Source organism: Halopelagius fulvigenes (assembly GCF_042662625.1).
In the GTDB taxonomy this organism is placed as follows: Archaea; Halobacteriota; Halobacteria; order Halobacteriales; family Haloferacaceae; genus Halopelagius; species Halopelagius fulvigenes.
Genome location: NZ_JBHSXH010000009.1, coordinates 178,719 through 199,419 on the forward strand (window position 1 = coordinate 178,719; position 20,701 = coordinate 199,419).

General features: G+C 67.1%; 24 protein-coding genes and 1 pseudogene. 14 read left to right on the forward strand and 11 right to left on the reverse strand.

The window, feature by feature from the left end; all coding sequences use genetic code 11:
• Nucleotides 1–113: 113 nt before the first annotated feature.
• Nucleotides 114–2,108 carry an AMP-dependent synthetase/ligase gene (locus ACFQEV_RS03210; protein ID WP_379692580.1) on the reverse strand — a complete coding sequence of 665 codons (1,995 nt, stop codon included), beginning with the start codon at nucleotides 2,106–2,108 and terminating at the stop codon, nucleotides 114–116.
• Nucleotides 2,109–2,238: 130 nt separating this feature from the next.
• Nucleotides 2,239–3,165 carry an MBL fold metallo-hydrolase gene (locus ACFQEV_RS03215; protein WP_379692581.1) on the reverse strand — a complete coding sequence of 309 codons (927 nt, stop codon included), beginning with the start codon at nucleotides 3,163–3,165 and terminating at the stop codon, nucleotides 2,239–2,241.
• A 92-nt stretch (nucleotides 3,166–3,257) separates the two neighbouring features.
• On the opposite strand from ACFQEV_RS03215, the gene ACFQEV_RS03220 reads away from it, so the two are divergent.
• The 3 genes from ACFQEV_RS03220 to ACFQEV_RS03230 all read left to right on the forward strand — a co-directional run bounded on the left by ACFQEV_RS03220 (nucleotide 3,258) and on the right by ACFQEV_RS03230 (nucleotide 6,147).
• The gene (locus ACFQEV_RS03220; RefSeq protein WP_379692583.1) at nucleotides 3,258–4,271 is read left to right on the forward strand and encodes an NAD(P)H-dependent flavin oxidoreductase; all 1,014 of its coding nucleotides are present in this window, start codon (nucleotides 3,258–3,260) and stop codon (nucleotides 4,269–4,271) included.
• A 63-nt stretch (nucleotides 4,272–4,334) separates the two neighbouring features.
• Entirely contained in the window at nucleotides 4,335–5,717 is a 1,383-nt protein-coding gene (gene serS, locus ACFQEV_RS03225; protein WP_379692585.1) for a serine--tRNA ligase, read from the forward strand.
• 163 nt (nucleotides 5,718–5,880) lie between these two features.
• Nucleotides 5,881–6,147 (forward strand): hypothetical protein, encoded by a 267-nt coding sequence (locus ACFQEV_RS03230; protein ID WP_379692586.1) that lies wholly within the window; start codon nucleotides 5,881–5,883, stop codon nucleotides 6,145–6,147.
• 3 nt (nucleotides 6,148–6,150) lie between these two features.
• On the opposite strand, the pseudogene ACFQEV_RS03235 reads toward ACFQEV_RS03230, so the two are convergent.
• Nucleotides 6,151–6,516, reverse strand: a pseudogene (locus ACFQEV_RS03235) (nuclear transport factor 2 family protein); the annotation flags it as partial.
• A gap of 248 nt (nucleotides 6,517–6,764) precedes the next feature.
• Here ACFQEV_RS03235 and ACFQEV_RS03240 point away from each other — a divergent pair.
• Nucleotides 6,765–7,313 carry a DUF367 family protein gene (locus ACFQEV_RS03240; RefSeq protein ID WP_379692588.1) on the forward strand — a complete coding sequence of 183 codons (549 nt, stop codon included), beginning with the start codon at nucleotides 6,765–6,767 and terminating at the stop codon, nucleotides 7,311–7,313.
• A gap of 8 nt (nucleotides 7,314–7,321) precedes the next feature.
• On the opposite strand, the gene ACFQEV_RS03245 is transcribed toward ACFQEV_RS03240, so the two are convergent.
• Nucleotides 7,322–7,690 carry a DUF5518 domain-containing protein gene (locus ACFQEV_RS03245; RefSeq protein WP_379692589.1) on the reverse strand — a complete coding sequence of 123 codons (369 nt, stop codon included), beginning with the start codon at nucleotides 7,688–7,690 and terminating at the stop codon, nucleotides 7,322–7,324.
• A gap of 119 nt (nucleotides 7,691–7,809) precedes the next feature.
• Here ACFQEV_RS03245 and ACFQEV_RS03250 point away from each other — a divergent pair, with 119 nt between their 5' ends.
• Together ACFQEV_RS03250 and ACFQEV_RS03255 are read left to right on the forward strand one after the other, a co-directional pair.
• The gene (locus tag ACFQEV_RS03250) at nucleotides 7,810–8,220 is read left to right on the forward strand and encodes a hypothetical protein (protein ID WP_379692590.1); all 411 of its coding nucleotides are present in this window, start codon (nucleotides 7,810–7,812) and stop codon (nucleotides 8,218–8,220) included.
• Between the two features lie 205 nt (nucleotides 8,221–8,425).
• Nucleotides 8,426–9,391 (forward strand): NOG1 family protein, encoded by a 966-nt coding sequence (locus ACFQEV_RS03255; protein ID WP_379692591.1) that lies wholly within the window; start codon nucleotides 8,426–8,428, stop codon nucleotides 9,389–9,391.
• 58 nt (nucleotides 9,392–9,449) lie between these two features.
• Here ACFQEV_RS03255 and ACFQEV_RS03260 read toward each other — a convergent pair whose 3' ends face one another.
• From ACFQEV_RS03260 to gvpA, 5 genes are all read right to left on the reverse strand, one after another.
• Nucleotides 9,450–10,181, reverse strand: coding sequence for an SIMPL domain-containing protein (locus ACFQEV_RS03260; protein ID WP_379692592.1), 732 nt, complete (start codon nucleotides 10,179–10,181; stop codon nucleotides 9,450–9,452).
• A gap of 62 nt (nucleotides 10,182–10,243) precedes the next feature.
• Entirely contained in the window at nucleotides 10,244–11,650 is a 1,407-nt protein-coding gene (locus ACFQEV_RS03265) for a TIGR00341 family protein (protein ID WP_379692593.1), read from the reverse strand.
• A gap of 101 nt (nucleotides 11,651–11,751) precedes the next feature.
• The gene (gene gvpO / locus ACFQEV_RS03270) at nucleotides 11,752–12,450 is read right to left on the reverse strand and encodes a gas vesicle protein GvpO, halophile-type (RefSeq protein ID WP_379692595.1); all 699 of its coding nucleotides are present in this window, start codon (nucleotides 12,448–12,450) and stop codon (nucleotides 11,752–11,754) included.
• Between the two features lie 4 nt (nucleotides 12,451–12,454).
• On the reverse strand, nucleotides 12,455–13,471 hold the full coding sequence (gene gvpN, locus ACFQEV_RS03275) for a gas vesicle protein GvpN (RefSeq protein ID WP_379692597.1): 1,017 nt from the start codon (nucleotides 13,469–13,471) through the stop codon (nucleotides 12,455–12,457).
• A gap of 8 nt (nucleotides 13,472–13,479) precedes the next feature.
• Nucleotides 13,480–13,746 carry a gas vesicle protein GvpA gene (gvpA, locus tag ACFQEV_RS03280; protein WP_217628970.1) on the reverse strand — a complete coding sequence of 89 codons (267 nt, stop codon included), beginning with the start codon at nucleotides 13,744–13,746 and terminating at the stop codon, nucleotides 13,480–13,482.
• Nucleotides 13,747–13,992: 246 nt separating this feature from the next.
• On the opposite strand from gvpA, the gene ACFQEV_RS03285 reads away from it, so the two are divergent.
• Genes ACFQEV_RS03285 through gvpM form a run of 8 tightly spaced genes read left to right on the forward strand, consistent with a single transcriptional unit; the run spans nucleotide 13,993 to nucleotide 18,670 of the window.
• A complete protein-coding gene (locus ACFQEV_RS03285; protein ID WP_379692598.1) occupies nucleotides 13,993–14,619 on the forward strand; it encodes a GvpL/GvpF family gas vesicle protein in 627 nt (208 codons plus the stop codon).
• Nucleotides 14,620–14,622: 3 nt separating this feature from the next.
• The gene (gene gvpG, locus ACFQEV_RS03290) at nucleotides 14,623–14,877 is read left to right on the forward strand and encodes a gas vesicle protein GvpG (RefSeq protein ID WP_379692600.1); all 255 of its coding nucleotides are present in this window, start codon (nucleotides 14,623–14,625) and stop codon (nucleotides 14,875–14,877) included.
• Complete coding sequence (gene gvpH / locus ACFQEV_RS03295; protein ID WP_379692602.1) at nucleotides 14,877–15,398, forward strand: gas vesicle protein GvpH; 522 nt, start codon at nucleotides 14,877–14,879, stop codon at nucleotides 15,396–15,398. Before gvpG ends, gvpH begins: the two co-directional genes overlap by 1 nt.
• Nucleotides 15,395–16,534: a hypothetical protein gene (locus ACFQEV_RS03300; RefSeq protein WP_379692603.1), complete on the forward strand. Its 1,140-nt coding sequence runs from the start codon at nucleotides 15,395–15,397 to the stop codon at nucleotides 16,532–16,534. Before gvpH ends, ACFQEV_RS03300 begins: the two co-directional genes overlap by 4 nt.
• Entirely contained in the window at nucleotides 16,527–17,219 is a 693-nt protein-coding gene (gene gvpJ, locus ACFQEV_RS03305) for a gas vesicle protein GvpJ (protein ID WP_379692604.1), read from the forward strand. Before ACFQEV_RS03300 ends, gvpJ begins: the two co-directional genes overlap by 8 nt.
• On the forward strand, nucleotides 17,216–17,545 hold the full coding sequence (gene gvpK / locus ACFQEV_RS03310) for a gas vesicle protein GvpK (protein WP_379692605.1): 330 nt from the start codon (nucleotides 17,216–17,218) through the stop codon (nucleotides 17,543–17,545). Before gvpJ ends, gvpK begins: the two co-directional genes overlap by 4 nt.
• Nucleotides 17,538–18,377 (forward strand): gas vesicle protein GvpL, encoded by an 840-nt coding sequence (gvpL, locus tag ACFQEV_RS03315; protein ID WP_379692606.1) that lies wholly within the window; start codon nucleotides 17,538–17,540, stop codon nucleotides 18,375–18,377. Before gvpK ends, gvpL begins: the two co-directional genes overlap by 8 nt.
• Complete coding sequence (gvpM, locus tag ACFQEV_RS03320; protein WP_379692608.1) at nucleotides 18,374–18,670, forward strand: gas vesicle protein GvpM; 297 nt, start codon at nucleotides 18,374–18,376, stop codon at nucleotides 18,668–18,670. The genes gvpL and gvpM overlap by 4 nt, the downstream gene beginning before the upstream one ends.
• A 20-nt stretch (nucleotides 18,671–18,690) precedes the next feature.
• Here the strand turns inward: gvpM and ACFQEV_RS03325 are convergent, their stop codons facing one another.
• Together ACFQEV_RS03325 and ACFQEV_RS03330 are read right to left on the reverse strand one after the other, a co-directional pair.
• Nucleotides 18,691–19,806, reverse strand: coding sequence for a putative sodium/potassium/calcium exchanger (locus ACFQEV_RS03325; protein ID WP_379692610.1), 1,116 nt, complete (start codon nucleotides 19,804–19,806; stop codon nucleotides 18,691–18,693).
• A 176-nt stretch (nucleotides 19,807–19,982) separates the two neighbouring features.
• Nucleotides 19,983–20,687 carry a 5-formyltetrahydrofolate cyclo-ligase gene (locus tag ACFQEV_RS03330; protein WP_379692611.1) on the reverse strand — a complete coding sequence of 235 codons (705 nt, stop codon included), beginning with the start codon at nucleotides 20,685–20,687 and terminating at the stop codon, nucleotides 19,983–19,985.
• Nucleotides 20,688–20,701: the final 14 nt, after the last annotated feature.

Genomic DNA, 20,701 nt, shown 5'->3' on the forward strand with positions numbered 1-20,701 from the left:
GTGGCGATGTGGCGAACAACCATAAGTCCATACATTCCCAACGCTGTTTCCGGGTGTGGAACTGAACGTACGTTCGGAAAATCTCCCAAATAGGACAAAAGTAGTAGAAAGGGTCAGTCGCGGGAGGCGGCCGTCTCGTCCTCGCCGTCGGGAGCGCGGTACAGCATCTCTATCTGATCCGCGTACCGATCGAGGATGTTCCGCCGCTTCTTCTTCATCGTCGGCGTCATGAGCTCGTTGTCCTCGGAGAACTCCTCGGGGACGAGGCGGAACTGCTTTATCCGCTCGTAGGACTCCAGGGACTCGTTCACCCGGTCTACCTCCTCCCGCACCCGTGCCCGAACTCGGTCGTCGCGGCAGAGGTCCTCGGGCTTTTCGGGCAGGCCGAGCCCCTCCCGTTCGTCCCACTCGCGCATTCCCTCGAAGTTCGGTACGACCAGCGCGGAGACGAACTTCCTGCCGTCGCCGAGAACCATGCACTGTTCGACGACGGAACTGGAGGCGAAGGCGTCCTCTATCGGACCGGGCGCGACGTTCTTGCCCGTCGAGAGCACGAGGATCTGCTTCGCGCGCTCTCGGAAGGCGACGTACCCGTCGGGTCGCAGTTCCACGATGTCGCCCGTCCGGAACCATCCGCCCTCGAACGACTCCGCCGTCTCCTCGGGGAGGTTCCAGTAGCCGTCGGTCACGTTCGGGCCGCGGACGAGGAGCTCGCCCACCTCGCCGCCCGCCTCGCCCTCGATGTCGCCGACGACGGTGTCGTCGAGTTTCACCTCGACGTCCTCCACCGGCGGGCCGATGGTTCCCACTTTGGGCTCCTCGACGGGGTTGACGGCGATGACGGGCGACGTCTCGGTCAGCCCGTACCCCTCCAGAATCGGCAGCCCCATCCCGTGATACAGGGCGCACAGCTCAGAAGAGAGGCTCCCGCCGCCGCTTATGAAGAACTCTATCCGCCCGCCGAGGGCCTCCCTGACCTGTTCGAAGACGAGTCGGTCGGCGACTCTGTGCTGCAGGCCGAGGAGGTAGCCGGGGGCGTCGCTCTCGTGGTGCCGTCGCCCCACGTCCACGGCCCACTCGAAGACGCGCTGCTTCAGGGCCGACTGCGACGCCTCCGTCCGGACGGCGTCGAACAGTTTCTCGTACACCCGCGGAACGCTCGTGCCGGTCGTCGGCGCGACGAGTTGGAAGTCCTCGCGGAGGGTGTCGGGGTTCTCGGCGTACGCCACCGTCGCGCCCGCGGCGAACATGAGGTAGTGCCCGGCGAGGCGTTCGAAGACGTGCGCCAACGGGAGGAACGACAGCGTCACCGATCCCGGCGCGATGACGGGCGCGTCGTCCTTGTCGGGCCGGGGGCCGAACCGCCGGTAACACTGGTTGACGTTCGAGCGGAAGTTCCGGTGCGTGAGGCGCACGCCCTTCGGTCTGCCCGTCGTCCCCGACGTGTAGATGAGGGAGGCGAGGTCCCCGGGGTCGGAGTCGTCCACCCACCCCTCGTAGGCCGCCTCGTCGAACGCCTCCGCGCCGCGGTCGTGGAGTTCGCCCAACGTGAGCAGGTCGTCCCTGTCGCGGACGGCCCCCGCCATCCCGCTCCCGTCGGGTATCTCGTCCATCACGACGACGAACTCCAGATCCAGGTCGTCCTCGACGGCGAGGACCCGCCGGAGGAGGTCGGCGTTCTCCACGACGACGCCCGTCGCGTCCGAGTCGTCCAGCAGGTACCGAACCTGTCTCTCGGAGGAGGAGGTGTACACCGTCGTGACCGTCGCGCCCGCCGCGAGGAGGGCGAAGTCGGTCTGCGCCCACTCCATGCGCGTGTGCGCGAAGATACCGACGCGGTCGTCGGCGGTCACGCCGAGTTCGCGAAAGCCGGCGGCGAGGTTGCGAACCACGTCGCGCATCTCGCGGTACCTCAGGTCGGCGAACGCTCCCGCCGGCGCGGCGGCGACGGCCCCCCGTTCGACGAGCGAACGGTCGTAGATGCCGCCTTTGTACCGCTGAGCGACCCGTTGAGCGTTCCGCTCAGCGCTGTCTTCGAACGTTCTCGCAAGCGTCGTGCGGCCGATTACCTCGTCGTCGAAGGCCGCTTCCGCGTCCCGCCAGTCCATGTCTCTTCCTCGTTCGTCCGCAACGTAAAACGATGTACGTTCGCGCGGCCGAACGTTGTTCGGCGTTCAACTGGCTGCAGTCCGCGAGGAGTTGTTCCGTCGCCGCCCGCCGAGACGGCCGACGGCGCGGTCACTCCCCGCTCTCGCCCTGCTTCGCCTTCCAGTCGAGGTAGCCGAGGACCCCGCGCGCGTTCAGGCGTTCCTCCTCGCGAGCCTTCGTCTCGCCCCACACGTTCACCATCTGCGTGTGTTCGGCGAAGTGTTCCACCACCGCCTCGTCGTCGCCGAGTTCCTCGCGTTTCTGCCGGACGGCCTCGACCCACTCGACGAGCGTCCGCTTGTACGTCTCCATCAGGTCGTCGTCGTACTCGCGGGGGCCGAAGTGGCCGAAGCAGAGCGTCTCCGGCGACAGTTCCTCGATGGTTCGGACGTCCTCCAGGCAGGCTTCGAGGTCGAACTGCGAGGGCGGCGTTGTCTGCCGTATCTCGCCGTTCGCCGGCACCCAGATGCCCGCGGCGTCGCCGGTGAACAGTATCTCCTCGCCCGGTTCGTAGAACATCGTCTGGTGGGGCGCGTGCCCCGGCGCGTGGACGACTTCGAGCGTCCGGTCGCCGAGCGATATCTCGTCGCCGTCCGTCAGCGGTTCAATTCGGTCCTCGGGGACCGGTTTCGGGTCGACGTAGAACCGCCACTGGTCGCCGACGGCGGCCTTCGTCCCCTCGACGAGGCGTTCGGGGTCCACCAGGTGCGGGACGCCTCTCTCGTGGGTCATCACCGTCGCGTTCGGGCAGGCCTCCGCGAGGCAGCCCGCGCCGCCCGCGTGGTCGAGGTGGATGTGCGTCGGGAGGATAAACGCCACGTCCTCGGGGGCGATCCCGACCGATTCGAGGGCGTCGAGCGTCCGTTCGTAGTGCGTGCCGATGCCCGAATCGACCAGCGTCGGTCGCTCCGCGTCCACGATGTAGACGGAGCCGTACGCCTCCGTGTCGTACATCCCGGTGTCCAGATAGTACACGTCGTCGTGGCCGGAGACGGCCTCCACGTCGCCAATCGCCATGCGTGAGGGGGGACGCCCGGAGCCAAAAGCGTTCGGTCGGCCACTCGGGGGAGACCTAAGTGTTCGCTCGCCGACGATTCGAGGTGACGAGCATGGACACGCGTTTGACGGAGCGACTCGGTATCGAGCGACCGGTGGTGCAGGCGCCGGTCGGAAGCGCGACCTGCCCCGAACTCGCCGCGGCCGTCTCGGAGGCCGGCGGACTGGGGATGCTCGCGGTGACGTGGCGCGACCCGGACGACGCGAGGGAGGCCGTTCGGGAGACGACCCGGCGGACGGACGCCCCCGTGGGCGTGAACGTGGTCCTCGACCCCGACGCGTCGGACGTTCCCGCGTCGGACCACGTGGAGGCGTGCCTCGATGTCGGGATCGGTATCTTCTCCTTTTCCTTCGGCGACGCCGCCCCGTTCGTGGACCGAATACGCGACGAGGGCGGGACGGTGCTCCAGACCGTCGGAAGCGCTGAGGAGGCCCGGACGGCGGTGGACGCCGGCGTCAATGTCGTCGTCGCCCAAGGCTGGGAAGCGGGCGGTCACGTCCAGAGCGACGTCGCGACGATGCCGTTGATTCCGCGCGTCGCCGACGCGGTGGACGTGCCCGTCGTCGCCGCGGGCGGCATCTCCGACGGACGGGGACTCGCGGCGGCGTTGACGCTCGGCGCGGACGGGGCGTGGCTCGGAACCCGATTCCTCGCGGCGGAGGAGGCGCGCGTCCACCGCGCGTATCGCCGCCGCGTCGTCGAGGCCGACGAGACGGAGACGGTCTACGGGACGCCGTACCCCGACGGGTGGCCGGGCGTCCCCCACCGGGTCATCCGAAACGAGACGACCGACCGATGGCGGGAAGCGGGCGAACCCGAGAGGGGACGGCCCGGCGAGGGCGAGACGGTCGCTCGCTCCCCTGACGGGGAACCGCTCTCGCGGTACGAGGACTCGCTCGCGGTTCCGGGAACGGACGGCGACGTGACCGAACTACCGCTGTACGCGGGACAGAGCGTCGGGTTGACCCGAGAGGTCGCTCCGGCGGCGACCATCGTGGAGACGCTGGTCGAGGATGCGCGGACGGCGCTGGGGAGCGCTCGCTCGTCGCTCCCGGACGCCGAGTAAACCCTGCCCCGCGGGCACACAGATGCGACACGGTTTTGCCGCGCCCGTCAGAATCTCGGAGCAATGATTAGCAGGCAGTTCCTCCGCGAGAACCCGGAGACGGTCCGGGAGGCGCTACGGAACAAGGGCGTCGAGGACGTGGACTTGGACCGGGTCCTCGAAGTGGACGAGGAGTGGCGGTCGCTGAAGAACCGCGGCGACGACCTGCGGCACGAACGCAACGAGACCTCCTCGAAGATAGGCGAACTCAAAGCCGCCGGCGAGGAGGAGGAGGCGCAGGCGGCCATCGAGAAGTCGCAGGAACTCAAAGCCGAGTTGGAGGACGTCGAGAACCGCGCGGACGAACTGGAGGACGAACTGGAGGCGGCCCTCATGCGGATTCCGCAGATTCCCCACGAGGACGTCCCCGTCGGCGCGGACGAGTCGGAGAACGTCGAACGCCGCCGCGAGGGGTTCGACGACTTGCGTTCGCTTCCGGACGAGGTGGTCCCGCACTACGACCTCGGCGAGGAACTCGACATCTTAGATTTCGAACGCGGCGCGAAGGTGACCGGCGGCGGCTTCTACTTCACGAAGGGCGAGGGCGCGATGCTCGAACACGCCCTGATCCAGTTCTTCCTCAACGTCCACCGCGAACAGGGCTACACCGACGTGTTCCCGCCGGTTCCGGTCAACTCGCGGTCGATGGAGGGGACGGGCCAGTTCCCGAAGTTCACCGAGGACGCCTACCGCCTCGGCGCGTCGAACGAGGAACCGTACGACGACGACGACCTGTGGCTCTGCCCGACGGCGGAGGTGCCCGTCACGAACATGTACCGCGACGAGATCCTCTTGGACGAGGACCTGCCGCTGAAGCTGCAGGCGTACACGCCGAACTTCCGGCGCGAGGCGGGCGAACACGGCACCGAGACGCGCGGCATCGTCCGCGTCCACCAGTTCAACAAGGTGGAGATGGTCAACTTCGTCCGCCCCGAGGAGAGCTACGAGCGATTCGAGGGACTCGTCGACGAAGCCGAGGAGGTGCTTCGCCGCCTCGGCCTCCCGTACCGCATCTTGGAGATGTGTACGGGCGACTTGGGCTTCACGCAGGCGAAGAAATACGACATCGAGGTGTGGGCTCCCGGCGACGACATGGAGGGCGGCCCCGAGGAGGGCGGCCGGTGGCTGGAAGTGTCGTCGGTGTCGAACTTCGAAGACTTCCAAGCCCGCCGCGCCGGACTGCGCTACCGGCCCGAACGCCACGAATCGGCGGAGTACCTCCACACGCTCAACGGGTCGGGCCTCGCCGTCCCGCGCGTGATGGTCGCCATCCTCGAGTACTACCAGAACGACGACGGCACCGTCACCGTCCCCGAACCGCTCCGACCCTACATGGGTGGCCGTGAAATTATTGAGGGCGGCGACCCAATCGGCGAATCGGCTCTCGGTTCGGGAACGAAGGACTGACGCCGCGTCCGTCGCGTTCTGCTCCGTTTAATCCGCCGTTTAATCCAGAAATTCGGCGTAATTCGGCGAAACTGGCTGCCACGGCCGGCCCCTTACTTGACGTTCCACGATGACCGGCGGGTATGGTCAGACGGATTCGCTACGATGTACCGGGTGATACTCGATGACGGCGGCCGAGGAGTCGCGGTGGTACGCCGTCGGACGCCACCGATTCGACGACCCCGACGAACTTGACGCGTCGATTCTCCTCTCTCTGGACGCGGACGCCGAACGCCCCACCTGCCTCTCCGGGACGGACCCGGAGGCGGTCGAGAACCTACTCGTCAGGGCTCGGGACGCCGGCGTCGACCTCTCGGTGTTGCTCTACATCGGCGACCGAGAGGTGAGGGTCGACACGGACGGCGTCATCGCGGTCAGGGACGAGCCGTGACGCTCACCGCGTGAACGTGTCGATTCGGCGGATTCGACCGCCGTCGAACGCGAACGCGTCGACGAACTCGAACCGGACCGTCCCGTCAGCGCCGACCAACCGCCCCCGGACGGCCCGCCCGTCGCCGTCGGCCGCGCGGTACGCGTCCACCACCTCGTGGGTCGTGTCCGTCTCGGGACGGTCCTCGCGCATGAACGCGACGAACGCGTCCCGCCCCTCGAACGTCCGGTCGGGTCGATCGTGGACGAACTCGGGGGCGAGGAGCGACCGGAGCCGGTCGTAGTCGCCCGCGTCGATGGCCTCATAGTATCGGAGTGCGGCGTCCGCCTCGTCTCGGCCGTCTCCGGCGGCGTCCGTTCCGTCGTCGTCGTCGCCAGACTGCGTCTGGCGGGCTGACGAGCTTCGCTCGTCAACGTCGCCAGACTGCGTCTCGCTGCCCGCAGAACCGTGTTCTGCGACGTCACCAGAACGCTCCGCGTTCTGGTTGGCGGGTGAGGCGCTCTGCGTCTCGTCAGCGTCCGTCGGTTCCATACCGTTCCTCTCTGCCACGAGCGGCATCTGTCTGTCGCCCGCGGCGCGACGAACCCCTTTTGTCGGCGCGCCGCCTGCGACAGAATGTGACTGCGGACGCCGACGCCGACGGGACGCGGGATCGGAGCGCGTACGAACTCCACGTTCGCTACGAGGGCGACGACGACCCGAACAAGTGCACGGCCCGGAAACTCGCGAAGTTCGACCTCGCGGAACTCCACCGCTCGGACCGCGCGACGCCGTACGGCGTCGTCCTGAACCCCCACGCGGAGCGCGCGCTCTCTCCCGCAGACGGGGGGGCGTCGAACCTCGTCGCCCTCGACTGTTCGTGGGGGTCGGCGGGCGAGGCGATGTTCTCGCTGCCCGGCGACCACCGCGCCCTGCCGTACCTCGTCGCGGCCAACCCGGTCAACTTCGGGCGGCCGATGCGCCTGACGACCGTCGAGGCGTTGGCCGCGGCGCTGTGCATCTTCGGCCGGAGAGACCGCGCGGAGGGGATTCTCTCGAAGTTCACGTGGGGTCACACCTTCCTCGAACTCAACGAGGAACCGTTGCGTCGCTACGCCGCCTGCGAGGACTCGACGGAGGTCGTCGAGGTTCAACGCGAGTACCTCGACCGCGGCCGCGAGGAGTAAGAGCTGTTTTAGACGCCCTTCGCCCACGATCCGACCGCGCCGGCGACTGCGCTGTCGATAGCGAACAGGAGCGTCACGACCAGTCCGACGAGGAGGACGCCCCCGCCGCCGATGGCCGACCCGATGGGACCGCCGGCGAGGCCGACGAGGCTCCCCAACAGGGCGAGACCGACCGTGAGGATGATGCCCGAAATCGACCCGGCGACGAGGCCGTTCCACGCGCCGTGTCCGAGACTCCCGCCGGCGAGGTAGCCCGCGGCGAACCCGCCGAGGAGTCCCGCGCCTATCTGTCCGATCACCGGCAGACTCAGGCCGACGGCTCCGACGACGAGGATGACGACGAAGCCGACGGCGACAGCGCGCCAGTCTATTGCCATGGTCGAACGTACGTTTCTCGCGCGCAAAAGCATCGTGGCAGTCCGCTCTTACCGTCCGGTGCGGCGGCCCGAAGCGTCGCTCCGAAACCGTTTCGATGTCGGAACCCCAACCGTTTCGCGTGAAACGCCGCCGCTTCCTCGCCGCCGCGGGCGTCGCCGTCGGCGCGGGCGTCCTCCACCGAACGCGGCGATACGAACTCGACGCGACGGCCGAGCGATTCGACTACGGACTCCGGTTCAACGACCTCGGCACCGAACGGCGGGGCGAGAGCGTCGCGCTCTCGTCGTTCCCGGAGTCGGTCCGTCCGACGCTCCGAGAGGCCGCCGCGGCGCCGGGCGCGTTCGGGGCGAACGACCTGCCCGACTCCGCACTCGAACGCCTCCGCGCGGCCGACTACCTCCGCGCGGCCGGCCGGTACTACACCACGTACGTCAGCGACGTGCGCGACGTTCCCCTCTCCGTCGAGGCGACCGTCCGCGAGTCCGCGCGCGCCGTTCGACCCCGCTACGTTCTCCCTGTCGCTCCATAACGAGGGCGGGGCGGGCACGTGGCTACTCGACGGGGACGTGAGCGTCGAGAGCGACGATGACGGCGGCCGCGAGGGGGACGGCGGCGGCGACTTTCCGTACCGCGTCAAACTCGACGTGCGTCGTCGGTCGCCGCGGTGAACCCCGGTCTGGGGCCGCGACACCAAAGGACGCCCTTTTACCCTTCGGCCGAGTAGACGCTGCAACATGATTTTCGAGTCCCTACCGACGACGCCGCGGTCGGAGGAACTTCTCGACAAGGCGTTCTCGCGCGCGGCGCGGTCCGGACGTGCGAAGTCGGGCTTGGAGGCCCAGCAGTCGATGCTCCAGACGGCCTCGTCCATCCTCTCGGACAACTTAGAGAACGTCGTCACCGAGTGGCCCGACTTCGGCACCGTGGACCCCTTCTACTACGAACTCGCGGACGCCATCGTGGACGTCGACGAACTCCGGCAGGCCCTCTCCGAGGTGACGTGGGCGAGTCGGCAGATATCCGAGATCCGCAGCGAGTACCAGCCGAAACTCCGCAGGACCGAACCGGAGACGGCGCGGAAGCACCGCAAGCAGGCGTTCGCCCGGATGGCCGACATCATGGACGAAATCGAAGACGACCTGCTCCTCATCGGCGAGGCGCGCGACGACCTGAAGGACCTCCCCGACATCCGCCCGGACGAACCCGCCATCGTCGTCGCGGGCTACCCCAACGTCGGCAAGTCGTCGTTCGTCAACAGGGTCACCCGCGCCTCCAACGAGATAGCGCGCTACCCGTTCACGACGCGCGGCGTCCAAATCGGCCACTTCGAACGCGACCGAATTCGCTACCAGATAATCGACACGCCGGGACTCCTCGACAGGCCCGAGGAGGAGCGAAACGACATCGAACGGCAGGCCGCGAGCGCACTCAAGCACCTCGCGGACGCCGTCATCTTCGTCGTGGACGCGAGCGAAGCGTGCGGTTACCCCCTCGAATCGCAGTTGGTGCTCCGCGACTCCGTCGAGGCGCAGTTCCCGGTGCCCGTCCTGACCGTCTGCAACAAGAGCGACCGCTCGACGGACGTGGAGGCGGACCTCTACATGAGCGTCGAGAACGAGGAGAGCATCGACGACGTGTTGGACGCCGCCGTCGACGCGGTCGGATACGAACCGGACATCCCGCCGTCTCGGCGGGAGTAGGTCGGAAAATACGGATTTCGGTGGAGGGCCGAAGCGACTGTTCTGCGGTTACTCGCGGTTACTCGGCTTCGTAGGTGACGCTGACCGTCGCGGTCACCGTCACCGGGCCGGGTTCGAAGGAGGTGGAGCCTCCCGCGGCGGTTTCGGCGGCGGCGCGGTCGTAGTACATCGGGGAGTTGCTGCCGTCCGTCGAGGCGGACCTGACCTCGCCGAGGGTGAGATTCGACGCGGACGCCAGCGTCTCGGCGTCCGTGCGGGCGGCGTCCATCGCGCGTTCTATCGCCTGCTGCCTGAGTTCGGCGCGCGTCTCCTCGGTGAGGGTGAACGCGACGTGGCCGACTTCGTTCGCGCCGTTGCCGACGGCGACGTCCACGATTTCGCCCGCGCGGGCGGGTTCGACTTCGACGCTGTAGGTGTGGACCGCGCGGTAGCCGACGACTTCGGGGTTGCCCCCGGAGTGGTCGTACTGGGGGTCGACGCGGTAGGCGGTGGTCTCGACGGCGTCGTCGGGCACGCCCGCGTCGCGCAGGGCCTGTCGCATCCGGTCTGCGTCTTCGGCGACTCGTTCGCGGGCGGCGTTGGCCGAGTCGGCGGTGGCGGTCACGGAGACCGAAATCACCGCGAGGTCGGCCTCAGCGGTCACGTCGCCGGACCCGGACGCCGAGATAGTCGCGGGGCCGGCGGCGGCCCCGTCGTCGCTTCCGCCGTCGGTCTGCAGGGGCGCGAGGCACCCCGATAGCAGGACGAGGACGGCGAGTGCGGTCGGGAGTAGGTACGCTCTGTATCGCATGATAGTACATCGGCGGCTCAGGTATTCAACTCGCCGTATGAACAAAGGCCTCTTTCAGTCACTCACGCCGCGAGCGACCCGGGTCCGACCCCCGCCGCGGACACCGCGGGGCGTTCGGGGCCGCCGTCCTGGTCTCTGGAAGTCGTCGCATCGCCGGCCCCTCCCGGCCGTTGGATGGCGATGTACCGCACCTCCACTTGGATGCCCTCCTCTCTCCACGGTTCGAGCGTATCGGGCACCTGCGCGTTGAGTTTGCGGCTGATTTCGTCGGCGACCTGCGGCGGCGGTTCGCCCGGCGGATAGCCGATGGTGATGGTGATGCGTTCCGGAGTCAGGAGGGGGAAGCTCCGGTACCCGACCTCCATCGAGATGAGACTCGCGTCCGGCGGAAGCGACGCCTCGATGGCGGCCCGGGCGTCGTTCTCGAACTCCGCGCTCCGAATCGAGCCGTACGTGGCGGCGCCGAGAACGGCCGTGAGGATGAGCAGAATCACGCTGAACGTCGTGACGCGCGTCATCATGATCGACCGGGCTTCGTTCTCTTGGACCCACAGTTTCGGCCGGTACCCCAACCGCCACAACACGACGAGGGCGACGACGTTGATGGACAGGACGTTCACGAGGACGAGCACGATGGACCCGAGCACCGCGACCGGCGACCCCCACGCGAGGCCGATACCGACGACCGCCATCGGGGGCACCAACGCCGCGGCGATCATGACGCCGACGAGGGCGGCGGAGACGCCGGAGGCGAGCGAGAACGCCCCGGCTGCCCCCGCACCGAGAGCGACGACCAGCGACAGAACGTCGGGCGAGAGGCGCGACTCCACCTCCCCGATGGAGAACACCTCCTGCCCGGTGAGGGGGACGATGTTCGTCGTCCGGAGTATCAACGCGAAGAGAGCGGCGCTCACGATGCCGAGGAGGATGCCGGACGTCTGCAACTTCGCCCCGCGGACGAACATCTCCCGGTCGTCGATTATCGTGCCGACGCTCGTCGTCATTGCCGGGCCGACCAGGGGAGCGATGACCATCGACCCGACGACGACGGCGGGCGAGTCGAGGAGCACTCCCGCGGTGGCGACGATGGCGCTGATGATGGTCATCACGACGAACGTCAGCGTCCGCGGCGCCATCTCCTCGGCGCGCGCGACGAGTTCCTCGCGCGCGATCCGGTCGCTCCCCTCGGGGTTCTCCTCCTCCCACTCCTCTTGGAGTTCGTCGAACCGCCGAGAGACGACAGTCTCGGCCTGGGTGACGACGATGTACGAGTCGCGTTCTATCCCGACGTCGCGGAGGCGGTTCAGGATGTGTTCGACCGCCGCCTTCGGGATGGGGAACGCGACGACGGCGGCGTACTGACGGTTGCTCGACTCGGTGGAGAGGGCGTAGTCGATTCCCTCCTCTTCGAGGACTCCGACGACGGCCTGTCGCTTCCCCGTCGGAACCATCACTTGGACGAGTCGCACGACTGAACGTTGGACGGACGGGGGAAAACTTCGGGGGATACGCTCTCAGTCACGGTAGTAACGACAATCGCGAGCCGCGACAGAAAAATCGCGCGAGGGCGTCACTCCACGTCGGCCGTGTCGCTCCGTCGATAGCGGTTGACGCGGCGGTAGCCCTGAATCGCGCCGCCGGGTCCGAGTTCGATCTCGTAACTGCCGAGGATGTCCTGGGAGTCGGGCACCGCCGGACGCTCTATCAGGTCGACGACGACCAACCAGCCGTCCTCCTCGGCCCTGATTTCGCTGATGCCGTCTAACTCCCGTCCGATGAGGTCAGACGCGGTGGTTTCGACGATCTGTCTGACCTCGAGGATATCGACGGACTCCCCGCCGGTTCCCTCGGCGGCGTCCTCGATTCCGTCCGCGTCCGAGTCCACCGTCTCGTCGCCTTCCCGGCCGATGTCGCTCGCTTCGGTTCCGTCCGCGGACTCCGCGTCGGCGTCGGCGTCGGCGTCGGATTCCGAATCGGCGTCGGCGTCAGATTCCGAGTCGGCGTCGCTCTCGGATTCGTTTTCGCCGTCGCCTCCGCTCTGTTCGGTATCTTCCTCGCTTTGCGCGTCGCCTCCGTTCCCGCCGTCGCTTTCGCTACCGCTCTCCGCCTCTGTCCCGCCGTCCGCGGCTATCTCGTCTATCGTTTCGTCACTCTCTCCGTGTTGGTAACAGAACTCGCCGTCGCCGGCGGTTCGGGAACACCGCTCGCCGTCGCGGGTGAGAGCGATACATCGCTCCGTCTCGTCAGTCGTCGCTGGGGCTTCGGCCATAGTGTCACATTCCTCCCACGATGGATTGAATCTGGCCCCTAATCTCCTCGACTTCCTCGTGCGAGGACACCTTCGAGGCGAGGACGTCGGTGCAGATGTCCACGAGGACGTCGTCGTCCGCTGGGAACGCCGCCAGTCCGCGCGCGGCCATGATGGCGGCCCGCGTGCCGACGGTGATGTCCATCTCCTCGCGGAGGCCGCGGACGATGGTGACGATCTTCTCAATGCTCTCGCGGTCGAGTTCGTCGACTTCCGAATCGACGATTTCCACCTCCGTCTCCCGGCCGTAGAAGCCCATGTGGATGCCGACGAGTCGGTCGAGAAGTGCGTCCTGCGGGCGGTGGACGCCGGCGTACTCGATCGAATTCGACGTGAGCACCGTCCGGAACTCGGGGTGGACCTCGACGGTTCGGTCCGCCCCGCGACCGGTCGAGTACTCCAGGAGGCCCTCCTCGAACGCCGACAGGAGGACGTTGTTCGCGGCGGGTTTCGAGCGCGAGAACTCGTTGTAGATGAGGGTCGCGCCCTCCCGCGCGGCGACCGACAGGGGGTTGTCCACCCAGCGGTCGCGGGTGATGGACTTCTTCTTCACCACGTCTCTGACGTACTGGTCGCGTTCTGTGTACTGCTCTTTACCCGCGTGCTCGCCGACGAGCGCGGCGGTGTCCACCGCGTCGTCGCCTTCTATCCAGACGATGGGGCGTCCGCGCGCCACGGCCGCTTGAACGGCCATCGTCGTCTTGCCGCACCCGGTCGGTCCGACGAGGTGGACGGGCTGTTCGGCCGCCCACCAGTTGTTGATGCGCTCTACGAGCGCTTGCGTCTCGTCGGTTTCGACGAACGGCTCGAACCGGTGGGCGACCTCCTCGGCCGACAAGGGGCCGTCGTCGCCGCCTTCGTCCACCTCGGACCGGTGCCGGTCGAGGTCCTTCTCCTCCTTGCTTCGGCGCTGCGTTCCCTCCTTGTCGGACCGCACGCGGAGGCCGCGTACCGTCCGGTTGTGTTCGGAGCCGTCGGACATTCAGTCGGTTACTGCGTCTGCGCTGGCTCGGTTTCGACTTCTATCTCCTCTAGTTCGTCGATGTCGCCCGAGGCGCTCGCCTGTTCGATCTTCGCTATCTCCTCCGCGTAGTGGAGGAAGGTGTCGACCGACGCGACGACGACGCGCGCCTCGACGGTGAGCAGTTCGATACCGACGACGGAGATACGGGCCCAGACGTCGATGACGACGCCTTTGTCGAGGACCCGGTCGAGGACTTCCGCGAGACTTGACGAGTTGGGTGTTCGTTGTGCCATTTTAATCGACCTGGAACTCATCTCCGAACCGGAGCGTAATGAGGCTTGAGGCCAATATGTGAATGTAGACAGATTATCAGGACATACAGTTAGCAATTAGCGAATTAATCCCTGTGTTGAGAAAACAATCGAACAGGGTAAATTCAGTAATTTTGATAAACACCATGTCTTATCCGGCTCGCTCCCCTTATATGTAGGTGTGCGGGCAGCCGTCGCGGACGGCCGCGGTTCCGCGCGAAGATTCCAATGAGCGAAGAGAACCTGTACGTCTACGGAGCCATCGACGCAGAGGACCTCGATTTAGAGATATCCGGGGTCGGAGGGGCCGAGCGAGTGTACACGATCACCCACAAGACCATCTCGGCCATCGTCTCCGACATCGACACCACGGACCCGGAACGGACCGACGAGAACGTACAGGCGCACGACGAAGTGCTACGGACGGTACTGGAACACGGCGACGGCCGGACGGTCGTTCCCATGCAGTTCGGGATGGCGTTCAAGGACGCGCGGACGCTGAAGAACGTCCTCCGAGGCACGCGCCCGGCGTTCAAGCGCGCCCTCAACGACGTCGAGGGAATGGTCGAACTGGGCGTGAAGGTCGTCGCCGAGGAGAACACCGACCTCGACGAGAGCACCGTCGAAGAAGCCGCAGAGCGCCTCACGGAGGTCAGCGTCAACGAAGTCGAGAACGGCCAGTTCAGCGACCGACTGCTGCTCAATCGCTCGTATCTGGTCGAGCGCGACGCGCAGGCCGAGTTCGGCGAAGCGGTGGACGAACTCGAGGCCGAACTCGGCGACGTGCTGGTGCAGTACACCGGTCCGTGGGCGCCGTACAACTTCGTCGACATCCACGTCGGCGTCGACAGATGAGCCATGTTCCTCCTCGATGACCTGCTCGTACGGCCGTTTATCTCGCTTCTCGACGTCCTCCACCAGCTGGCGCTCGAGGAGATGTACGACATCGAAGCGCTGCAGGACGAACTGAAGGAGAACCAGCTGCTGTACGAACTGGGCGAACGGCCGCAAGAGGAGTACGAGCGTCGGAAGGAGGAGCTCGAAGAGCAACTGGCGCTCGCGGAGGAGGTGCGCGAGCAACTGTCCGGCGGTAAGGTAGAGGTGAAACGCTAATGCACGATTCAAACGACGACGACGAGAACCGATCGGACGACCGGGACGGCGTGTCGCTCGGTGCGGGACTGCGGGCGCTGACGGACCTGCTGTCGGCGCTCGGAAAGCGCAACCGAAAGAGCGGTTCGGGCCTGTTCGACACCGACCGGTCCTCCGTCGAGTACCGGTACTCCGTCGAGTCGGGACTCGGCGACGGGCCGGAGCACGAACGGTCGACGCGCGACAGTCTGGGGCGCACGCCCCGGAAGGAGCGACCCCGGACGAAACGGCGCACGAACGCGGATCTCCCGTCGGCGGTCAGCCACGACGAGGACGTGGCTGTCGTCACCGTCGACCTCCGCGACTTCGACCCCGACGACGTGACGGTCGGACTGGACGGCGACGAGTTGGTCGTCGCCGTGGACGGTAGCCAAGTGGACCGGATTCCCGTTGACGTCCCGCCGGATCGAAACACGACCGCGCGACTCAACAACGGCGTCCTACAGGTCAGAATCGAACCCGAGGGAGGGCGGGACCGATGAGCGAAGACCTCGACGAACTCCTCGACCGGACCGAAGAGGAGATGGCGAAACTCGAAGAGTCGATGGACGACGAGAACGTCGAGGAGGCCCTCCAGATCCTCCAGCGACTGGTTCGCACGGCGGACGAACTCGAAGACGTCCTCGACACGGTGGACCTGAGCGAACTCCCGGACGCCGTGGACGGCGGGGAACTCGTGAAGGCCGTCGACGCCGGCGAAGTCCCCGACGCACTCCGCGACGGCGACATCGGGGACGCCGTCGACTACCGGCAACTCCTCCGCGCGGTCGAACTCCGGAAGATGCTGGACGCGACCGACGTCCGCCAACTCTGGAAGCAGTCGCGGGACTCCGAGATGTTCGGGGGCGAAGAGTCCGGCCTGCTCGATTCAGGCGGCGACGACTCGGGCCTCCTCGGCGGATCCGACGACGGGGACGCGGACGCCGAGGAGGACGACGTCATCGCGGAACTCGAAGGGCTGATCGACGGCGACGACGACGAAGAAGACGAATCGTTCGTCGAGAGCGCCGCGGACGCCCTCACCGGCGATGACTCCGACGACGCGGACGAGGAGGATGAATCGTTCGTCGAGAGCGCCGCGGACGCCCTCACCGGCGGCGATTCAGACGACGCCGCTTCCGACGACGACAGGATTCTCGCCGGAGACGACGACGGCGACGGACTGGTCGCCGGAGACGACGGCGGGTTGATGGGCGGCGACGGCGACGGACTCGGCGACTACGACCCGGAGGCGGTCCAGATAGGGATTCAGTCGAAGGCCATGGAGGCCGTAGACGAGTTCCGGGCGGGGATGCTGGAGGCCCACGAGAAACTGAAGACGGTCTACGAGAAGAACCAAGAGCGCACCAGCAACCGGAGCAAGAAAACCTCCTCGCGGAACCCGACCGCGGTCCGGACGATACAGAACGACCGCGGCGACATCGGGCACGCGACGCACTACTCGACGATTCCGCAGGAGACGCGCTACTCAACGGCGCCGAACCGCAAGCGCATCTACGGCTCTCGGTTCGAACAGGAGGCGCGCAAGTCGCAACCGGAGACACGCAAGTCACAATCGGAGACGAAGACGGAACCGAACGCGGAGACGGAACCGGAGACGGGTGAGTCCGATGGTTGAGCAACCGTCCCGCCAGAAGACCGACCTCGCCGAGATGGTCGAGATGCTTCTGGACAAAGGCGTCGTCATCAACGCGGACATCGTCGTCTCCATCGGCGACACCGAACTCCTCGGGGTGAAGGTGCGCGCGGCCATCGCCTCCTTCGAGACGGCCGCGGAGTACGGACTGGAGTTCCCCGAGGGGACCGACATGGACCGCGTCGAGGCCGCCGCGAAAGGCGAACGCCGCGAGGGCCTCTCCGAGGCGGAAGCGCCCGTAACGGTGACCGAGTCATCGAAGGAGGAACTGGACGCGGCGGAGGCCCGGGGGAAGGAGGACGAAGACGACGAAGACGACGAAGACGACGACTGGGACGAGGCGGAGTTCCTGACCGCGAAGACGCCCGTGACCAGTCAGACTCCCGCGAGCGGTCAGACGCGGACGTCGGCGGAGACGCCCGCGACGGGGGAGACGCCGGCGTCGCCGGACGAAAGCGACCCCGCGGCGGACGCGTCCGACGAACCGGACGCCGGCGACGCCGACGCGGACGAGAGAGACTCCGCGTCGTCGGTCTCCGCGGAGTCCAGTGATGCGGAGGCCGACGACACGGACTCCGACGACGCCGACACGGAGGACGACGCGGAGGCGGAATCGGCCGACGAAGACACGTCCCCCGAGGACGAAGGAGACGGGGACGAAGCATGACCACCATCGAGATAGACGACGAGAACGCCGGAACCGGGCTGGTGGCGTTGGTCGTCACCGTGGTCGAACTGCTCGTCGAGGCGTTGGAACGGGAGGCGGTCCGGCGCATGGAGTCTGGTCACCTCTCCGACGAGGAGATAGAGCGCCTCGGTCGGCAGTTGGCCGCAATCGAGTCCGAAATTGAGTCGCTCAAAGAGCAGGAGGGAATCGAGGAACCGGTCGAGGACCTCCGGAGCGACTTGGACGGACTGGTCGAAGACGCCATCCGACAGGTCGAGGACACCGAGTGGGTGAAACCCGCGACGGAGGTCGAACGCGATGAGTGACGCCTCCGCCACCGAGTTCGACGAGGGGCGGTACCTCTACTGCGTCGTCCGGGCCGACGACGCCGACGCCGAGTTCGACGTCGAGGGTATCGAGGACGAACCCGTCCGCCTCGTGACCGAGGGCGACGTCGGCGCGGTGGTTCACCGCTGCGAGTCACTGTACGACAGCGACGACCCGACGACGCTGAAGCGCTGGCTGTTGGCCCACCAGCGAGTGACCGACGCCGCCGCGGACGCCTTCGGCACCCCGCTCCCCGTCCGCTTCGACACGGTGCTGACGGGCGACGACGACGCCGTGCGGGAGTGGCTTCGGGAGTCCGCGGACGGCCTCCGGGACGCCCTCGACGCCCTGGCCGGGCGACGAGAGTACCGCATCGAGGTGCGCCGCGACGAGAGCACCCTCGCCGACCGCCTCGCGGAGACGGACGACCGCCTCGGCGAACTCCGTGAGAAGAAGGAGGAGGCCGGGGAGGGAACCGGGTTCCTCGTCGGCAAGCAGTACGAACAGCGGTTGGAGGACCTCCTGCGCGAACACCGCGAGAACGAGGCCGAGGCCGTCGCGGAGGAACTGGCCCGGTACGCCGAACGGGTCCAACGGTTGGGCGAGAACCGGAGCGCGTCGCTCGTCGGCGCGCAACCGGACGACGACGACTCGATGAGTTCCGTCCGGTTCGCCGTGTTGGCCCCCGTGGACCGCGAGGACGACATCGGCGAGATACTGGACGAGGTGGCCGCCGAGGACGGCGTGGAGGTGCGGTTCAGCGGCCCGTGGCCGCCGTACTCCTTCGCGCCGGAACTCGACGTCGGCGCGACGGAGGAGGGGTCGCCGTGAAACCGAGCAAGGGCGACCAGCACGCGGTCGTCGATCTGGTCGATATGCTCCTCCACAAGGGCGCGGTCGTCGAGGCGGACGTGCTCATCACCGTCGCCGACATCCCCCTCGTGGGGCTGAAACTCCGCGCCGCCCTCGCGGGTATGGCGACGATGCGGGAGTACGGCATGTTCGAGGAGTGGGACGAGGTACAACGGGAGCTGAGTCGGGAGGAGGTCGCTCAGCACCCGATGCGCTCTCGGCTCACCGCCTCGGAGAACGCGGAGAAGAAATCGGACGCGGACGAACGGTAGTTACGTTGCGGTAGTCGCGGTCAGGCCGTCCCTTCTTGACGCTGCTTGAGTTCGTTCACGAGGTCCTGCGCGAGTCCCTGCAGGTCCTCTTTCGACATACCGTCCAGTTGCTTGGTCACCTCGTCTCTCGTCGCACCGTCGTCTTCGTCGGAGTCGCCTCCTGCGTCTGCGTCTCCCTCGGCGTCCGAGTCTCCCTCGGCGTCCGAGTCGTCCGTGCCGGACTCGTCCGTTTCTGACTCCTCGCTTGCGCTCGACTCGTCCGCCTCGTCTCCGCCGTCGTCGCTCGCGTCCGTCTCCTCCTCGTCGGCGTCGGAACTCTCCGCCTCGGAGTCGTCGCCCTCGGACTCCTCCTTCGCTTCTTCGGCTTCCTCGGCCGACTCCTCTATGCTGCCTTGGGCGTCCGCTTCGATTTCCTCTTCGACCGCGCCGGCGTCAGACTCGGCGCTCACCGCCTCGTCCACGGTTCCCTCGTCCGCGGCGACGCCGTCGCCGGTCCCTTCCGAGGGTTCCTCGGCACCGTCGCCGCCGTCGCTCGCGTCCGTCCCTTCCTCGTCGGCATCCGACTGCTCGGAGTCGCTCTCGTCGCCGCGGACGATGGCGGCGGCTTCCTCGGCGCTCACGTCGAACGACTCCTGAATGCGGTCGATGATGGCTTGCTGGTCGTCCGACGTTCCTTCGTCGGAGGACTCCTCGTCGGACTCCGCCGACCCGCCGGACACGGGGATGGCGTCCTCCACCTCCTCGCCGGCGGGTAGCGCCCCCTCGCTTCCGTCGCCGACTCCGGGCAGTGCGTCTCCCATCGCCGTTCGGAGCCACTCTTTGAGCGCTCTCACCCACGACCGAAGCATCTCCGTGAACGACCCCGCCTCGTCGCCGCCCTTCACCGCGTCGCGTATCCGTAGCGCTAACCACTCGCCGAGTTCGTTTCCGAGGCGCGCGCCGATTTCACGCCCCAACGCCTCGCCGATGGCGCGTCCGACCACTTCGGCCGAGAGGTCTCCCTCGCCGATATCGTCTATGTCCTGCAACACCGCCTCTGACACGTCGGCGATGCCGGCGTCCTCCGGTGACGTGTCTTTCTGTGCGTAATCGAGTACTGTCTCTACCGCGTTCGTCTGGGGTTGGGTCTGGCTCATGGGCTTTGTCTCCTCCGGTTTTCGCTCACCCTCGCGGGGTGTCGGTGAGCGGCGATGTACGGCTCGGCTCTGTGGGAGACGTTCGGCGTAAGAACGGATAACTGGTGTGGCCGTTCATTCCGGAAAACGTGGATTTAGACGCTCATGACGCCGTTAACGCCGGATAAATTCTGGCGTTACTCCGCGCGCAACCGGCGCAGAATCGGTATCTCCTCGATTCGCTCCTCGGACAGTTCCTCCCACCGGACGCCGGACGGTTTCTCCTCCGCCTCGTCTCTGACCGTCCGTTCCGGCGTGACGAGTACGTCGATGGGTACGTCGTGCGCCCCCGCGTCGATGTCGTCGTCTACGACCTGCATCTCGTGTACCGTCGTCGCCGTGGTCGTCTCGTCCGAGACGAGTCCGCACTCGCGCAGGACGGCGAACTCCAAGTCGCTGTACCCCTCTCCCTTTCCGATTCGCCCGCCCGACTCGTCCACCGCGACGCTACCGCTCACTATCAGGTCGACGGGTTCCATCTCCTCGGGGTGGACCTGTACGCCCACCTCCGCCGACCCGCCGATGGTGCTCGCGTAGTCGTAGTCGTCTATCTCCGCCGGGTCGAGGCGGAGGAAGCACTTCTCCTCTCGGAGGCGGGGAACGGCCATGTAGACAGTCTTCCCCCGCCGCAGTGCGGCCCGACGGACGGGTAACTGCGGCGCGTCGGGGTTCGACTTGACGGTCTCGGCCTCCTGCCACGCCTCGGTGGCCGCCAATCGCTCCGCCGCCTCTTTCGCCCCGTTGAAGTTGGGAATCCGGCCGTGCGGCGGGTACGGAAATCGGGCCTCGCCGCTCTCCTCCAACTCGTCCCAGATGCGCTCTCGAAGTTCCTGCTTCTCCATGCCTCAACGGAGGC

Bases quoted from the DNA above. Each gene is read 5' to 3' on its own strand.
- gvpG (WP_379692600.1), top strand. From the start codon at position 14,623: ATGTTCCTCCTCGATGACCTGCTCGTACGGCCGTTTATCTCGCTTCTC.
- gvpJ (WP_379692604.1), top strand. From the start codon at position 16,527: ATGGTTGAGCAACCGTCCCGCCAGAAGACCGACCTCGCCGAGATGGTC.
- serS (WP_379692585.1), top strand. From the start codon at position 4,335: ATGATTAGCAGGCAGTTCCTCCGCGAGAACCCGGAGACGGTCCGGGAG.
- ACFQEV_RS03230 (WP_379692586.1), top strand. From the start codon at position 5,881: ATGACGGCGGCCGAGGAGTCGCGGTGGTACGCCGTCGGACGCCACCGA.
- gvpH (WP_379692602.1), top strand. From the start codon at position 14,877: ATGCACGATTCAAACGACGACGACGAGAACCGATCGGACGACCGGGAC.
- ACFQEV_RS03285 (WP_379692598.1), top strand. From the start codon at position 13,993: ATGAGCGAAGAGAACCTGTACGTCTACGGAGCCATCGACGCAGAGGAC.
- ACFQEV_RS03255 (WP_379692591.1), top strand. From the start codon at position 8,426: ATGATTTTCGAGTCCCTACCGACGACGCCGCGGTCGGAGGAACTTCTC.
- ACFQEV_RS03260 (WP_379692592.1), bottom strand. From the start codon at position 10,181: ATGCGATACAGAGCGTACCTACTCCCGACCGCACTCGCCGTCCTCGTC.
- gvpO (WP_379692595.1), bottom strand. From the start codon at position 12,450: ATGGCCGAAGCCCCAGCGACGACTGACGAGACGGAGCGATGTATCGCT.
- ACFQEV_RS03215 (WP_379692581.1), bottom strand. From the start codon at position 3,165: ATGGCGATTGGCGACGTGGAGGCCGTCTCCGGCCACGACGACGTGTAC.
- gvpA (WP_217628970.1), bottom strand. From the start codon at position 13,746: ATGGCACAACGAACACCCAACTCGTCAAGTCTCGCGGAAGTCCTCGAC.
- ACFQEV_RS03245 (WP_379692589.1), bottom strand. From the start codon at position 7,690: ATGGCAATAGACTGGCGCGCTGTCGCCGTCGGCTTCGTCGTCATCCTC.
- ACFQEV_RS03210 (WP_379692580.1), bottom strand. From the start codon at position 2,108: ATGGACTGGCGGGACGCGGAAGCGGCCTTCGACGACGAGGTAATCGGC.
- ACFQEV_RS03300 (WP_379692603.1), top strand. From the start codon at position 15,395: ATGAGCGAAGACCTCGACGAACTCCTCGACCGGACCGAAGAGGAGATG.
- gvpL (WP_379692606.1), top strand. From the start codon at position 17,538: ATGAGTGACGCCTCCGCCACCGAGTTCGACGAGGGGCGGTACCTCTAC.
- ACFQEV_RS03220 (WP_379692583.1), top strand. From the start codon at position 3,258: ATGGACACGCGTTTGACGGAGCGACTCGGTATCGAGCGACCGGTGGTG.
- ACFQEV_RS03325 (WP_379692610.1), bottom strand. From the start codon at position 19,806: ATGAGCCAGACCCAACCCCAGACGAACGCGGTAGAGACAGTACTCGAT.
- gvpN (WP_379692597.1), bottom strand. From the start codon at position 13,471: ATGTCCGACGGCTCCGAACACAACCGGACGGTACGCGGCCTCCGCGTG.
- gvpK (WP_379692605.1), top strand. From the start codon at position 17,216: ATGACCACCATCGAGATAGACGACGAGAACGCCGGAACCGGGCTGGTG.
- ACFQEV_RS03330 (WP_379692611.1), bottom strand. From the start codon at position 20,687: ATGGAGAAGCAGGAACTTCGAGAGCGCATCTGGGACGAGTTGGAGGAG.